Raw genomic sequence first — 12,319 nt, 5'->3', positions numbered from 1 at the left:
CCCAATGAACGACCTGCTGGAAATCGACGGCGCCCGCCTGTGGCAGAGCCTGGCCGACATGGCGCGCGTCGGCGCGACGCCGCGCGGCGGCGTGCGGCGTGTCGCGCTCACCGATGACGACCGGCGCGGGCGCGACCTGTTCGTGCAATGGTGCCGCGACGCGGGGCTGACGGTGAGCGTCGATGCGGTCGGCAACGTGTTCGCGCGTCGCGACGGCGCCGATGCGCAGGCAGCTCCCGTGCTGATCGGCAGCCATCTCGACACGCAGCCCGAAGGCGGCCGCTTCGACGGCGTCTACGGTGTGCTCGCCGCGCTCGAACTCGTGCGCACGCTGAACGACGCAGGCATCGCGACCGACAAGCCGCTCGAGATCGTGTCGTGGACCAACGAGGAAGGCGCGCGCTTCGCGCCGGCGATGCTTGGCTCGGCCGTGTTCACGGGCGCGCTGCCGCTCGACGACGCGCTCGCGAAGCAGGACGCCGACGGCGTCACGCTCGGCGCGGCGCTCGACGCATGCAGCTATCGCGGCACGCGCGCAACGGGCGGTGCGGTCGACGCGTATTTCGAGGCGCATATCGAACAGGGGCCCGTGCTCGAGGCGAACGGCACGACGATCGGCATCGTCACGGGCGGGCAGGCGATCCGCTGGCTCGACGTGACGGTGACGGGCGTGGCCGCGCACGCCGGCACGACGCCGATGCCGTATCGCAAGGACGCGTATTTCGCGAGTGCGCAGATCGCGCTCGAACTCGAACGGATCGTCGCCGCTTATGCACCGCGCGGGCTCGCGACGATCGGGCAGGTCGGCATCCGCCACGCATCGCGCAACACGATTGCCGGCGAGTTGACCTTCACGGTCGACCTGCGTCATCACGACGATGCCGAAGTCGACGCGATGGAGCGCGACCTGCGCGAGGCGTGCGCCCGCATCGCCGCCGCGCGCGGCGTGCAGGTGGCGGTCGACACCTGCTGGCGCAGCCCGGCGACGCCGTTCGATCGCGATTGCGTGGGGCTGGTCGCGCAGGCCGCGGCCGCGTTCGGCTACACGCACGAGCGGATCGTGAGCGGCGCCGGCCACGATGCGATCCTGCTCGCGCGTCGCTTCCCGACCGCGATGGTGTTCATTCCGTGCGTCGACGGCCTGTCGCACAACGAAGCCGAGGATGCGTTGCCCGACGACGTGACGCGCGGCGCGAACGTGCTGCTCCATGCGGTGCTCGCGCGCGCGGGCATCGCGGCGCGCATCGACGCGGCGGCCGCCGCGCACGGCGCCTGATCCGGCGAATCGACGAGGACTACGATGAAAACCTATTTCCATCCCGAACAACTGCTGCACCATCCGCGCAGCTACCTGTCGCGCGGCCAGATGCGCGAGCCGCAGGAAGTGCCCGAGCGCGCGGCGCGGCTCGTCGCGGCCGTCCGGTCGCTCGACTTCGACGTGCGCGAGCCGGCCGACCGCGGCACCGCGCCGATCGCGGCCGTGCACGACATGAACTACCTGCGCTTTCTCGAGGATGCGCACCGCGACTGGAAGCAGATGCCCGACGACTGGGGCGACGAAGTGATGTCGAACGTGTTCGTGCGCGATCCGAACCCGTTGCGCGGCGTGCTCGCGAAGGCCGCGCGCTATCTCGCCGACGGCAGTTGCCCGGTGGGCGCGAACACGTGGCGCGCGGCGTACTGGTCCGCGCAGGGCGCGCTGGCCGCGGCGGCCGACGTCAACGACGGCGCACGCGAAGCCTACGCGCTGTGCCGGCCGCCCGGCCATCATGCGCGCCGCGACGCGGCGGGCGGCTTCTGCTACCTGAACAACGCGGCGATCGCCGCGCAGGCGCTGCTCGGCCGCCATCGCCGCGTCGCGATCCTCGATACCGACATGCATCACGGGCAGGGCGTGCAGGAGATTTTCTACGGCCGCGACGATGTGCTGTACGTATCGATTCACGGCGACCCGACCAACTTCTACCCGGTCGTCGCGGGCTACGAGGAAGAGACGGGCGCTGGGGCCGGCGACGGCTTCAACCTCAACCTGCCGATGCCGCACGGTGCGCCGGAGTCGACGTTCTTCCAGCGGCTCGACGACGCGCTGCGCGCGCTCGCGCGGTTCCAGCCCGATGCGCTCGTGCTCGCGCTCGGCTTCGACATCTACAAGGACGATCCGCAATCGCAGGTCGCGGTCACGACCGACGGGTTCGGCCGGCTCGGCCGCGCGATCGGCGCGCTCGGGTTGCCGACGGTGATCGTGCAGGAAGGCGGCTATCACCTCGAGAGTCTCGACGCGAACGCGCGCGCGTTCTTCGGCGGGTTCGCCGCGGGGCGCTGACCGGGGCCGTCGGAACCGGACCGCACGCTGGAAATGACAACGGCCGCATGGCGCGGCCGTAAAAAAGCGAGCGGGTTCCCGGCAGTCCCGACGTGCCCGCGCTTACGAATTCGCGGCGGCTGGCGAGCGGCGGCGCTGCGTGACCTGCAGCATGACGAGGGCGAGCCCGGCGGCGGCGATCAGCGCGCCGACGAGCGGCACCGCCGCGTAGCCGAACCCGGCCGAGATCGCCGCACCGCCGGCGGCGGCGCCGACCGCGTTGCCGAGGTTGAACGCGCCGATGTTGACGGCCGACGCGAGGCCCGGCGCTTCATGGGCCGCGCGCATCACGCGCATCTGCAGCGGCGGCACGACCGCGAACGTCGCGGTCCCCCAGACCAGCAGCGTGACGGCGGCGCCCGCGTGGGTCGCGGCGAGCAGCGGGAACGCGGCCATCGTCGCGATCAGCAGCAACAGGAAGCCGATCAGCGTGCCGTCGAGCGAGCGGTCGGCGAGGCGCCCGCCCGCGATGTTGCCGATCGAGAAGCCGACGCCGATCAGCACGAGCATCGCGGTCACGAAGCCGGGCGTGGCGCCCGTCAGGTGTTCGAGCGTCGGTGCGACATACGTATAGAGCGTAAACATCGCGCCGGCGCCGAGCACCGTCGTCGCGAGCGCGCCGAGCACGACCGGGCGCGTGAGCACGGAGAGTTCGGCGCGCAGGTCCGGCATCTTGCCGGCTTCGCCCTTCGGCAGCGCGGCGAACAGGCCGGCGATCGCGACCAGGCCGAGGCCCGCGGTCGCCGCGAACGACATGCGCCAGCCGATCATCTGGCCGAGCCAGGTCGCGGCCGGCACGCCGCCGACGTTCGCGATCGTGAGGCCCATGAACATCGTCGCGACGGCGCTGGCCTGCTTGTCGCGCGGCACGAGGCTCGCCGCGACCACCGAGCCGAGCCCGAAGAACGCGCCGTGGTTGAGGCTCGTCACGAGGCGGGCGAGCAGCAGCGTCGTGTAGTCCGGTGCGGCGGCCGACAGCAGGTTGCCGATCGTGAAGATCGACATCAGCGCGATCAGCGCGGAGCGGCGCGACCAGCGCGCGAGCAGCAGCGTCATCAGCGGCGCGCCGACCATCACGCCGATCGCATACGCGCTGATCAGCATGCCGGCTTGCGGAATCGACACGTGCACGCCGTCGGCGATCACGGGCAGCAGGCCCATCGGCGAGAACTCGGTGGTGCCGATGCCGAACGCGCCGGCGGCGAGCGCCAGCAGCGGCAGCGCGGCGCTGCCGCCCGGGCGGGACGGAGAGGAAGTCGTGGGGTTCATGCGGCGGGCTCCTGTAAGCGGGGGACAACGGCATGAAGCCATTGAGGACAGCCCGAAGTGTGCCTGCATTACTTTTGCGGAAAAAGCCGCATCCGGACGAAATTATCTTGATTTCATGTCAACAATGCGGCGCGGGGGTGGCGTGTGGGGCGTGACGCGACGCGCAACAGGAAAAAAGCCCCGACCACAGGGGGTCCGTGGCCGGGGCGGAAACGCATCCTCTCTTTGGCACGAGGAATGGGATGCGCGGGCAGTATATTTCGGGCCAGGACGATTCGAATCGGCGTTAAACGGCCGTTTTTGGTGTCAATTTGAAAATAGCGGCGTCGTGACGCCGTCCGTCGGTGTTCTGAAAGATTTTTCGGTGGCACGGCGGTGTCGTTTAGTGCGCGAAAACCGCGAAAACGACGAGATCGCGGAATGGCGATTCCGTCCAGCGGCCGGCGCTGCAAGTCGCATCGCCCGATCGCGCGGCGAAGCATCTGGCGTACGTTCAGCCCGGTTCGCCGGCCGCGTCGCGGACCGCCGCGAGAAACCGCGCGACGACGGGCGACGGGGCCGCCGCGCCGTCGAACACGAACTCGATGTCGAAGCGGCTCGCGAGTTCGTCGAGCGCGACGAGCCGGACCGTGCGCGGGCAGGTCGGCGACGCGCTTTCCGGCACGAACGCGCAGCCCATGCCGGCCGCGACGAGGCCGATCAGCGTCGGGATGTCGCTGCCGACCTGCGCGATGCGCGGCGTGAAGCCGGCCTGCTCGCACTGCGTCATCAGGAACCGGTGGTGCGCGGCGGAGCGCTGCGCATCGAACCAGACGAACGGCTCGTTCGCGACGTCGGCCAGCGTGCGCGGCGCGACGAAGCGGCCGCCCGGCGGCGCGGGCATCGCGAGCACGAAGCGGTCGCTCAGCAGCCGCACGCCCGTCAGGTGCGGCGCTTCCTCGCGACGCCACGCCATGATCCCGGCGTCGAGCTGGCCGCGCATCAGCGCGCTCGCCTGTTCGGCCGACAGCATCGGCGCGATCGACAGTTTCACGTCCGGGCACGCATCGCGAAACGCCTTGAGGACCTTCGCGACGACCGGCAACGGCAGGCAGTTCGGCAGCGCGCCGAGCCGCAGTTCGCCGAGCTGGCCGGCCGCGCTGCGCAACGCGCGCTCGCGGCTGTCCTGCAGCATCGCGAGCAGGCCCGTTGCATCGTGCAGGAAGCTCGTGCCGGCCGCCGTGAGCGTGACGCCCGTCGCGCGACGAATCAGCAGCGGCGTGCCGATCGCGTCCTCGAGTTCGCGGATCTGTCGCGACAGCGCGGGTTGGACGATGCCGGCCGCACGGGCGCCGGCCATCACGCTGCCGGCCTGGGCGACGGCGACGAAGTAGCGCAGGTGACGCAGTTCGATCTGGCGCATGCGGTGTCGGGTCTGATGTATGGATATGCCTGTGAAGCATAGCAAACGCCATTCGATGGTATTGGAAAGCATGGCGGGCCTGCCGTACGATGACCGTCATTGCCGCATGCGCGTCGTCGCGCGTCGTGTGCGTTTCCTCCGTCCTCATTGCGTTCCGCCCCATGCCGCTTCATATCCCGACTCCTTATATCCGCTCGCCGATCGCATCCCGCCGGCTCGGCACGACCATCCGGCTGAAGCTCGAGGCGTTGCAGCCGTCGGGTTCGTTCAAGCTGCGCGGCATCGGCGCCGTCTGCGAGGCACGGCACGCCGCCGGCGCGCGGCGATTCGTGTCGTCGTCGGGCGGCAACGCGGGCATCGCGGTCGCGTACTGCGGCCGCGAGCTCGGCGTGCCGGTGCGCGTCGTCGTGCCGGAAAGCACGTCGGCGCGGGCGCGCGAGTTGATCCGCGTCGAAGGCGCGGAACTCGTCGTGCACGGCGCGAGCTGGGCCGAGGCGAACGCGTTCGCGCAGTCGGCGCTCGACGCGCACGACGCGTTCGTGCATCCGTTCGACGATCGCGTGCTGTGGCAGGGCCACGCGACGATGATCGACGAGATGGCGGCGGCCGGCCCGAAGCCGGACGCGGTCGTGCTTGCTGTGGGCGGCGGCGGTCTGCTGTGTGGCGTGCTGGAAGGGCTGGCGCGCAACGGCTGGCACGACGTGCCGGTCGTCGCGGCCGAGACAGAAGGCGCCGACTGCTATGCGCGCTCGGTCGCGCAGGGGCGTCCGGTCGAACTGGCGGCCATCTCGAGCATCGCGACGACGCTCGGCGCGAAGCGGCCGTGCGACGCGGCGGTCGAATGGGCGACACGCCACGCGATCCATCCGGTCGTCGTGTCCGACGCCGACGCGGTGGCGGCGTCGCTGCGGTTTCTCGACGAACACAGGATCGTCGTCGAGCCCGCGTGCGGCGCGGCGTTGGCCGCGCTGGAGCGGCCGGTGCCGGTGCTCGCGTCGGCCGCGGATATCGCCGTGATCGTCTGCGGCGGGGTGGCCACGACCGCCGAGGATCTGCAGACGCTGCGCGCGACGTTGCGGTAGGCGAGTGCGCGGGTGAGCAGCGCACTCGCGAGACGGCGGATTGCTGGCGATTGTCGCGCGCGGTGACGGCGGGTCTGGCGCGTGCATGGCGGACCGCCACGCGTCGACGTTGCCTTACCGTCAATCCCGCGCGACCATGCGCGGTCGGCGCACGGCCGGATGGGCGGAAACGACTTCAGGAACGTTGCGGAAGGGGGGGCGTGTCGTCGCGCCGCGTCGATACGGGAGCGCGATCAATTCGCGATGGGTGCGCTCGCGCCGGACGGCGTGGACGATGCGACCGGGTTGGCGGTAGCCGGCGCAGGCGATCCGCTTGACGGCGCCGATGCCGATGCGGACGTGGATGCCGCTGACGAAGGCGCGGCCGAGGACGACGACGGCGTAGCGGTGGCCGCGGCTGTTGGCGGCTCCGAAAGAGCCGGGGGCGGGGAAACCGGCGCGGCCGTCGAACCGGAGGTCGACGAAGGTGCCGGCGCGGGTGCCGGACCGGAACCCGGCTTAGGCGCCGAAGCTGGCGCAGCAGACGAAGCGGGAGCGGGGGTCGATGCAGGCGCCGGGCCGGCAGCCGAAGCCGGCGCAGGCGCAGAAGCGGCCGCGGGTGCCGTCCCCGAAGCCGGCGCCGCGACGGCCGATGCCGCGGCCGGCACGGCATTCGCGCCCGACCCCGGCGCGACACCCGTCGCCGACAGCGGCACCGGCGCCGCGGGCGGCGTCGGTACGACCGGCGTCGTCATCTTCATCGGTTCGCCCTGCGGCGTCGGCGCGGGCTCGGGCAGTGGCGCGACGGGCTCCTTCTCCGCGGCCTTCACGGTCGCGCGGTCGCGGCGCGCCGGGTCGATCTTCAGGAAATGGTCGACGAGCGTGAAGAAGCGCTCATAGAACACGCCGGCGGGAATCGTCTCGCTCGCGGTCTTGACGAGCGCGTCGTCGCTCGACCCGATCGGCAGCGACAGTGAGCCGAACACGCTCAAGCCCACGCTGGCCGACGTATTCGATTTCTTCAGCGTATAGCGGTCCTGCACCGCGTTCACGTACGCGATGCTCGACGCGCCGTCCGCCGTCGCGTCCGCGCACACGACGTGAAACTCGATCACGACGTGCATGTCGTTGCTCGGCTGGAAATTCTTGCTGCCATCGACCGCGTCGTTGCGCGACGACGACACCACGTAGCCCTGGCTCAGCAGCGCGCGCCGGGCGGCCTCGCAGGCCGCGTCGGATTTCGAGTGGAACGTATGCGCATACGGGCTGCTGGTCGCGTCGAACTGTTCCTGCTGGTAGATCGGCTTGGGCGGCGACGAGCATGCCGCCAGCACGGTCGCGGCCGCGAGCGCGCACGAAACGGAAAACAGGCGAAATCGGTTGTGCATGGCGTCTTTCAGAAGGCTCGGCGAGAGGCGGCGCAAAGGGAGTGCCCGGATTGACGCGCGCGCACATCTCGTATGGCCGGGGCGACATTATAGTTTCGTTTGATGTCGCGCTCGCTTCAGTCGGCCGACGCGCCGCGCGCCGCGGCCAGCAATTGCGCCGTCAGCGGATGGTGTTCGCCGCGCCGCGAGCGGATCGCGTGGATCTCCTCGGTCACGTCGCCCGCGCGCCCGAGCCGCCTGAGCCCACGCAGCAGCGACGCATCGTTCGCGCCGAGTTCGCTCAGCGGGAACACGCCGAGGCCGCGCGCGGCGAATACGGCCATCAGCGCGCTGTCCTCGAACTCGCCGGCCACGCGCGGCACGATCCGCTCGCTTTCCAGCCACAGGTCGAGACGCGCGCGCAACGCCGAATGCGCGGTCGGCAGCAGCACCGGCAGGTCGGTGAGGCAGTGCGGAAAGCGCTGCCGCGCGGCCGGCGTGACGAGCGCCGCGGGCCCGTACCAGTCGACCGGCGACGCGACGAGCCGCTCGCTCGTCACGCGCAGATTCGACCCCGATGGCGCGCCTTGGCCGGCCAGCACGAGATCCAGGTGATGCAGCGCGAGTTCCGCGAGCAGCGCGTCGTGCTCGCCTTCGTGGCACAGCAGCCGCAGCGTGGGCGTGTCGAGCACCGGGGCCAGGATTGCGTGCGCGGCGAGCTTGGAGATGCCGTCCGCGAGGCCGACCGCGAGCCGCACGGTCGGCTGGCTGGCCGCCGCGCGCACGTCGTCGGGGATCAGCCGGCCCATCTCGAAGATGATTTCCGCGCGCGCAAAGGCGGCCTGCCCGGCGTCGGTCATCGCGACCCCGCGCCCGGCGGGGCGCAGCAACTGGTGGCCGAGCGCTTTCTCCAGCTCGCGCACCTGCGCGCTGATCGTCTGCACGGCCATGTCCAGCCGGCCGGCCGCGCGCGCGAAGCCGCCTTCCTTCACGACGACCCAGAAATAGTACAGATGGCGAAAATTCAGCATCGGCGCGCGATATATCGAAAAAACCGAACCCAAAGTCAGATTCTCGCTGATTTTTTCGAAGTGCGGGGCGGCATATCATCGGGCTTTCCACTTTCGTATCGGCCCATCCCATGGACTACCTGCTGACGCTTGCCACCGACCCCGCCGTCTGGGCCGCGCTCCTGACGCTCGTCGTGATGGAAGTCGTGCTCGGCATCGACAACCTGATCTTCATCTCCATCCTCAGCAACAAGCTGCCCGAAGCGCAGCGCGCCCGCACGCAGCGCCTCGGCATCGCGCTCGCGCTGGTGATGCGCCTCGCGCTGCTCGGCAGCGTCGCGTGGATCGCGAGCCTGACCGAACCCGTGTTCACGCTGTTCGATCATGCGTTCTCGTGGCGCGACATGATCCTGCTGTCGGGCGGCCTGTTCCTCGTGTGGAAGGCGACCACCGAGATCCATCACCACGTGTCGCACGACGGTGACGGCGCGGGCGGCGCCGCGGGCGCGGCCGGCCTGACGATGTGGGCCGCGATCGGCCAGATCGTGATGCTCGACATCGTGTTCTCGATCGACAGCATCGTGACCGCGATCGGCATGACCGAGCACGTTCCGATCATGTTCGTCGCCGTGATCGTCGCCGTGAGCGTGATGCTGTTCGCCGCGCAGCCGCTCGCGCGTTTCATCGACCGCAACCCGACGATCGTGATGCTCGCGCTGTCGTTCCTGGTCGTGATCGGCATGACGCTGATCGCCGAAGGGTTCGGTTCGCACGTGCCGAAGGGGTACATCTATGCGGCGATGGCGTTCTCGGCGTTCGTCGAGGGCATGAACATGCTGGCGCGGCGCGCGAAGGCGAAGCGTGCGGCGCACGTGGCGCGCGACTGAGCCGGCGCGCGGGATGCCGGCCGCCGCGGCGGCCGGTTCGCGCGCCTCGTACGGAATCCGGATGAAATTCGCACGGAAAGGAGAAACGCGATGAAATGTCCTGTCTGCAAGACGCCCGACCTGCTGATGGCCGAGCGCCAGTCGATCGAGATCGACTACTGTCCGACCTGCCGCGGCGTGTGGCTCGATCGCGGCGAGCTCGACAAGCTGATCGCACGCGAGACCGGCGACGCGCCGGCCCGCCGCGATGCCGTGCCGGCGCAGCACGACGCGCACGCGCCGCGCGAGCGCGACGACGGCTGGGGCCGCGACGGCCGCTCGCACGACGATCGATACCGGCACGACGGCCGGCGCCGCAAGAAGTCGGTGTTCGACCTGTTCGATTTCGATTGAATCTGAAGTCCGTGCGTTTGAGCGCGCACGGCCCGATGCAAAAAAGCCCCGCCCGGCATCACGCCGGAGCGGGGCATTTTCATGCGCGTCGCGTCAGCACACGCGTCGACCCTTACGCATTGCCGGCCGTCACGTCGATGCGGCGCGGGCGCGTTTCCTCGCGGCGCGGGATCGTCAGCGTCAGCACGCCGTCGCGCAGGTTCGCGTCGATTCGCGACGTGTCGAGATCGGCGCTCAGCACGAACGACCGTGCATAGCGCGTCGCGCGCACTTCCGCGTGTCGCACGCGCAGGTCGGCCGGCGTGTCGAGTTGCGTCGCGGCTTCGATCGTCAGCGTCGTGTCGTGCACCTTCACGTCGAGGTTCTCGCGCGGCACGCCGGGCAGGTCGGCCCGCAGCGTGACGCCGCGCGCGTCCTCGACGATGTCGACGGACGGGGTGATCGCGGGCCGGCGCGCGGCTTCGGCGGCGGCAGCGTGAACGGTGCTCGGGTGGCGTTCGGCCAGGGTCGGGTTCGTGTTCATGTCGGTATCCTGAAGATTACTGAATGGTGATCGCGCGCGGCTTCGATGCTTCGCGCCGGCCGACGCGAATCAGCAGGCAGCCGTTCTCGTAGCGGGCGCTGACCTGCTCGGGGTCCGCGTCGCGCGGCAGTTCGACCACGCGGCGGAACGCGCCGTGAAAGCGCTCCTGCGCATACGTGCGCACGTCGTCGCCTTCCGTGCGCGGCGCCGGTTTGCGCTCGCCGCTGATCGTCAGCAGGTCCTTGTCGATCGACACGTCGAAGTCGGCCGCGGCCATGCCGGGCGCGAACGCGACGATTTCGATCGCGTCGTCGGTGGCGCCGACGTTGAGCGCGGGAAACGCGCCGGCGCGCCCCGCACGGATGCCGGACGGCCGTTCGCCGAGCAGGCTCGCCATCTGCCGCTGCACGCGGGCGAATTCGTCGAACAAGTCGTAGCCGTGATGGATACCGCTCATGTTGGTCCTCCTGAACAGGGAACGCGGGAGACGCGACGGCGCGACGCCTGGGGCGGGCGCGACGGGTGGCTCCACGGGGTCGATAACGGGGGCGGTGCGTTGCATGCGGCACTGCCAGCCGACGCTTAATTAGTGGCCGCCGCCGCGCATTTCAAGAGGGAATTTGCAATCGGCGTCGACGCGTGCGCAGGGGATTCGATGCGACAATCGCCGCGACATATCCGCAGACCAACCACACGGGACAACCATGGACATTCGACGTATCGCGATCGTCGGCGCCGGCGTGATCGGCGCGAGCTGGGCCGCGTTCTACCTGACGCAAGGCTTCGACGTCGTCGCGACCGACCCGGCGCCGCAAGCCGACGCGCGGCTGCGCGACGCGCTCGCCGCCTTCCTCGGCGAGCGGGCCGACGAACTTTCCGCGCGGCTGTCGTTCGACGCCGATCTCGTGCGCGCGCTGGATGGCGTCGACTTCGTGCAGGAGAACGGCCCCGAGCGGCTCGACCTGAAGCGCGCGCTTTACCGCCAGATGGACGACGTGCTGCCCGCGCACGTGCCGATCGCGTCGAGCTCGTCGGGCCTGAAGATGTCCGAGATCCAGAGCGCGTGCGCGAAGCATCCGGAGCGCTGCCTGATCGCGCATCCGTTCAATCCGCCACACTTGATTCCGCTCGTCGAACTGGTCGGCGGCGACGCGACCGGCCAGGACGTGATCGCGCGCGCGAAGCAGTTCTACGATGCGCTCGGCAAGCAGACGATCGTGCTGAACAAGGAGATGACCGGCCACGTCGCGAACCGGCTCGCGGCCGCGCTGTTCCGCGAGGTGTATCACCTCGTCGGCGAAGGCGTCGTGAGCGTCGCCGATGCGGACAAGGCCGTCGCGTGGGGCCCCGGCCTGCGCTGGGGGCTAATGGGGCAGTGCCTGACCTATCACCTCGGCGGCGGCGCGGGCGGGATCGCGCATTTCCTCGAACACCTGTCGGGGCCGATCACGAGCTGGTGGGACGACCTCGGCACGCCGTCGTTCGATCCGGAAGTCGATCGCAAGCTGACCGACGAGCTGCGCGCGATCCAGGGCGAGCGCTCGATGCAGGAACTGGCGGCGGAGCGCGACCGGTTGCTCGTCGAGCTGATCGACGCGCGGCGCCGCAGCTTCCTGCCCTGATCCTGATCTGATTATGCGCAGCGGGGGCGACGGTCACTGCTGCGATGTCGCTTGTGCGGCGGGCGGCGTGTGAGCCAGCCACGTGGGGCTCACGGCCTGCACGAGTTCGCGGTTGCGCGCACGGGTCGCGGCGTTCGGCGGGTAGTTGCCGTCGTTGGTCGGCAGTTCGCCGTCGAGATAGGCCTGCTTGAGCTGGTCGATGACTTCCGCGCGCGTCAGGCCTTGTTGTGCGGGGGCCGACGCGTCGGTCTGGGCAAAGGCGGGGGACAGCCAGGCGGCTGCAGCGGTCGCGACGGCGAATCGCAGGACGTTCTTCATGGCGGGCTCCGATCAATGGGACGGGGTACCGGACGCGCGCGGCGATGCGCGGTGCGTTCGGATGGAGCCCATTGTCGCGAGCGGGTGCTGCGCGGACGATGACGC

At 70.1% G+C, this 12,319-nt stretch carries 13 protein-coding genes; 6 read left to right on the top strand and 7 right to left on the bottom strand.

Going from position 1 to position 12,319, the window contains the following annotated elements; all coding sequences use genetic code 11:
• Positions 1–4 precede the first annotated feature (4 nt).
• Positions 5–1,276, top strand: a complete 1,272-nt coding sequence (locus HWX55_RS08755) for a Zn-dependent hydrolase (protein WP_175975337.1) — start codon at positions 5–7, stop codon at positions 1,274–1,276.
• A 24-nt stretch (positions 1,277–1,300) separates the two neighbouring features.
• On the top strand, positions 1,301–2,323 hold the full coding sequence (locus HWX55_RS08750; protein WP_175975336.1) for a histone deacetylase family protein: 1,023 nt from the start codon (positions 1,301–1,303) through the stop codon (positions 2,321–2,323).
• Between the two features lie 102 nt (positions 2,324–2,425).
• On the opposite strand, the gene HWX55_RS08745 is transcribed toward HWX55_RS08750, so the two are convergent.
• Both HWX55_RS08745 and HWX55_RS08740 read right to left on the bottom strand, forming a co-directional pair.
• The gene (locus HWX55_RS08745) at positions 2,426–3,631 is read right to left on the bottom strand and encodes an MFS transporter (RefSeq protein WP_175975335.1); all 1,206 of its coding nucleotides are present in this window, start codon (positions 3,629–3,631) and stop codon (positions 2,426–2,428) included.
• A gap of 493 nt (positions 3,632–4,124) precedes the next feature.
• Entirely contained in the window at positions 4,125–5,033 is a 909-nt protein-coding gene (locus tag HWX55_RS08740) for a LysR family transcriptional regulator (protein ID WP_175975334.1), read from the bottom strand.
• A gap of 161 nt (positions 5,034–5,194) precedes the next feature.
• Here HWX55_RS08740 and HWX55_RS08735 point away from each other — a divergent pair, with 161 nt between their 5' ends.
• Entirely contained in the window at positions 5,195–6,115 is a 921-nt protein-coding gene (locus HWX55_RS08735) for a pyridoxal-phosphate dependent enzyme (protein ID WP_124557253.1), read from the top strand.
• A 233-nt stretch (positions 6,116–6,348) separates the two neighbouring features.
• Here the strand turns inward: HWX55_RS08735 and HWX55_RS08730 are convergent, their stop codons facing one another.
• Positions 6,349–7,482 (bottom strand): DUF2242 domain-containing protein, encoded by a 1,134-nt coding sequence (locus tag HWX55_RS08730; protein ID WP_175975333.1) that lies wholly within the window; start codon positions 7,480–7,482, stop codon positions 6,349–6,351.
• A gap of 116 nt (positions 7,483–7,598) precedes the next feature.
• Positions 7,599–8,492 carry a LysR family transcriptional regulator gene (locus HWX55_RS08725; protein WP_175975332.1) on the bottom strand — a complete coding sequence of 298 codons (894 nt, stop codon included), beginning with the start codon at positions 8,490–8,492 and terminating at the stop codon, positions 7,599–7,601.
• A gap of 110 nt (positions 8,493–8,602) precedes the next feature.
• Here HWX55_RS08725 and HWX55_RS08720 point away from each other — a divergent pair, with 110 nt between their 5' ends.
• Entirely contained in the window at positions 8,603–9,358 is a 756-nt protein-coding gene (locus tag HWX55_RS08720; RefSeq protein ID WP_089488311.1) for a TerC family protein, read from the top strand.
• A gap of 90 nt (positions 9,359–9,448) precedes the next feature.
• Positions 9,449–9,751, top strand: a complete 303-nt coding sequence (locus HWX55_RS08715) for a zf-TFIIB domain-containing protein (protein ID WP_175975331.1) — start codon at positions 9,449–9,451, stop codon at positions 9,749–9,751.
• A gap of 112 nt (positions 9,752–9,863) precedes the next feature.
• On the opposite strand, the gene HWX55_RS08710 is transcribed toward HWX55_RS08715, so the two are convergent.
• A complete protein-coding gene (locus HWX55_RS08710; protein WP_089488313.1) occupies positions 9,864–10,274 on the bottom strand; it encodes an Hsp20/alpha crystallin family protein in 411 nt (136 codons plus the stop codon).
• Positions 10,275–10,290: 16 nt separating this feature from the next.
• On the bottom strand, positions 10,291–10,731 hold the full coding sequence (locus tag HWX55_RS08705; RefSeq protein ID WP_124557384.1) for an Hsp20/alpha crystallin family protein: 441 nt from the start codon (positions 10,729–10,731) through the stop codon (positions 10,291–10,293).
• 247 nt (positions 10,732–10,978) lie between these two features.
• Here HWX55_RS08705 and HWX55_RS08700 point away from each other — a divergent pair, with 247 nt between their 5' ends.
• A complete protein-coding gene (locus HWX55_RS08700; RefSeq protein WP_175975330.1) occupies positions 10,979–11,896 on the top strand; it encodes a 3-hydroxyacyl-CoA dehydrogenase NAD-binding domain-containing protein in 918 nt (305 codons plus the stop codon).
• Positions 11,897–11,929: 33 nt separating this feature from the next.
• Here HWX55_RS08700 and HWX55_RS08695 read toward each other — a convergent pair whose 3' ends face one another.
• Entirely contained in the window at positions 11,930–12,214 is a 285-nt protein-coding gene (locus tag HWX55_RS08695) for a DUF4148 domain-containing protein (protein ID WP_175975329.1), read from the bottom strand.
• Positions 12,215–12,319: the final 105 nt, after the last annotated feature.

It is taken from the genome of Burkholderia sp. BCC1047, from assembly GCF_902833155.1.
Classification (GTDB): domain Bacteria; phylum Pseudomonadota; class Gammaproteobacteria; order Burkholderiales; family Burkholderiaceae; genus Burkholderia; species Burkholderia sola.
Note: the sequence above shows the minus strand (reverse complement) of the source record. Positions and strands in the feature narration are given on the sequence as shown.

What these genes read in the sequence shown, in the direction of transcription:
- HWX55_RS08755 (WP_175975337.1), top strand. Translation starts at nt 5, where the DNA reads ATGAACGACCTGCTGGAAATCGACGGCGCCCGCCTGTGGCAGAGCCTG.
- HWX55_RS08750 (WP_175975336.1), top strand. Translation starts at nt 1,301, where the DNA reads ATGAAAACCTATTTCCATCCCGAACAACTGCTGCACCATCCGCGCAGC.
- HWX55_RS08745 (WP_175975335.1), bottom strand. Translation starts at nt 3,631, where the DNA reads ATGAACCCCACGACTTCCTCTCCGTCCCGCCCGGGCGGCAGCGCCGCG.
- HWX55_RS08740 (WP_175975334.1), bottom strand. Translation starts at nt 5,033, where the DNA reads ATGCGCCAGATCGAACTGCGTCACCTGCGCTACTTCGTCGCCGTCGCC.
- HWX55_RS08735 (WP_124557253.1), top strand. Translation starts at nt 5,195, where the DNA reads ATGCCGCTTCATATCCCGACTCCTTATATCCGCTCGCCGATCGCATCC.
- HWX55_RS08730 (WP_175975333.1), bottom strand. Translation starts at nt 7,482, where the DNA reads ATGCACAACCGATTTCGCCTGTTTTCCGTTTCGTGCGCGCTCGCGGCC.
- HWX55_RS08725 (WP_175975332.1), bottom strand. Translation starts at nt 8,492, where the DNA reads ATGCTGAATTTTCGCCATCTGTACTATTTCTGGGTCGTCGTGAAGGAA.
- HWX55_RS08720 (WP_089488311.1), top strand. Translation starts at nt 8,603, where the DNA reads ATGGACTACCTGCTGACGCTTGCCACCGACCCCGCCGTCTGGGCCGCG.
- HWX55_RS08715 (WP_175975331.1), top strand. Translation starts at nt 9,449, where the DNA reads ATGAAATGTCCTGTCTGCAAGACGCCCGACCTGCTGATGGCCGAGCGC.
- HWX55_RS08710 (WP_089488313.1), bottom strand. Translation starts at nt 10,274, where the DNA reads ATGAACACGAACCCGACCCTGGCCGAACGCCACCCGAGCACCGTTCAC.
- HWX55_RS08705 (WP_124557384.1), bottom strand. Translation starts at nt 10,731, where the DNA reads ATGAGCGGTATCCATCACGGCTACGACTTGTTCGACGAATTCGCCCGC.
- HWX55_RS08700 (WP_175975330.1), top strand. Translation starts at nt 10,979, where the DNA reads ATGGACATTCGACGTATCGCGATCGTCGGCGCCGGCGTGATCGGCGCG.
- HWX55_RS08695 (WP_175975329.1), bottom strand. Translation starts at nt 12,214, where the DNA reads ATGAAGAACGTCCTGCGATTCGCCGTCGCGACCGCTGCAGCCGCCTGG.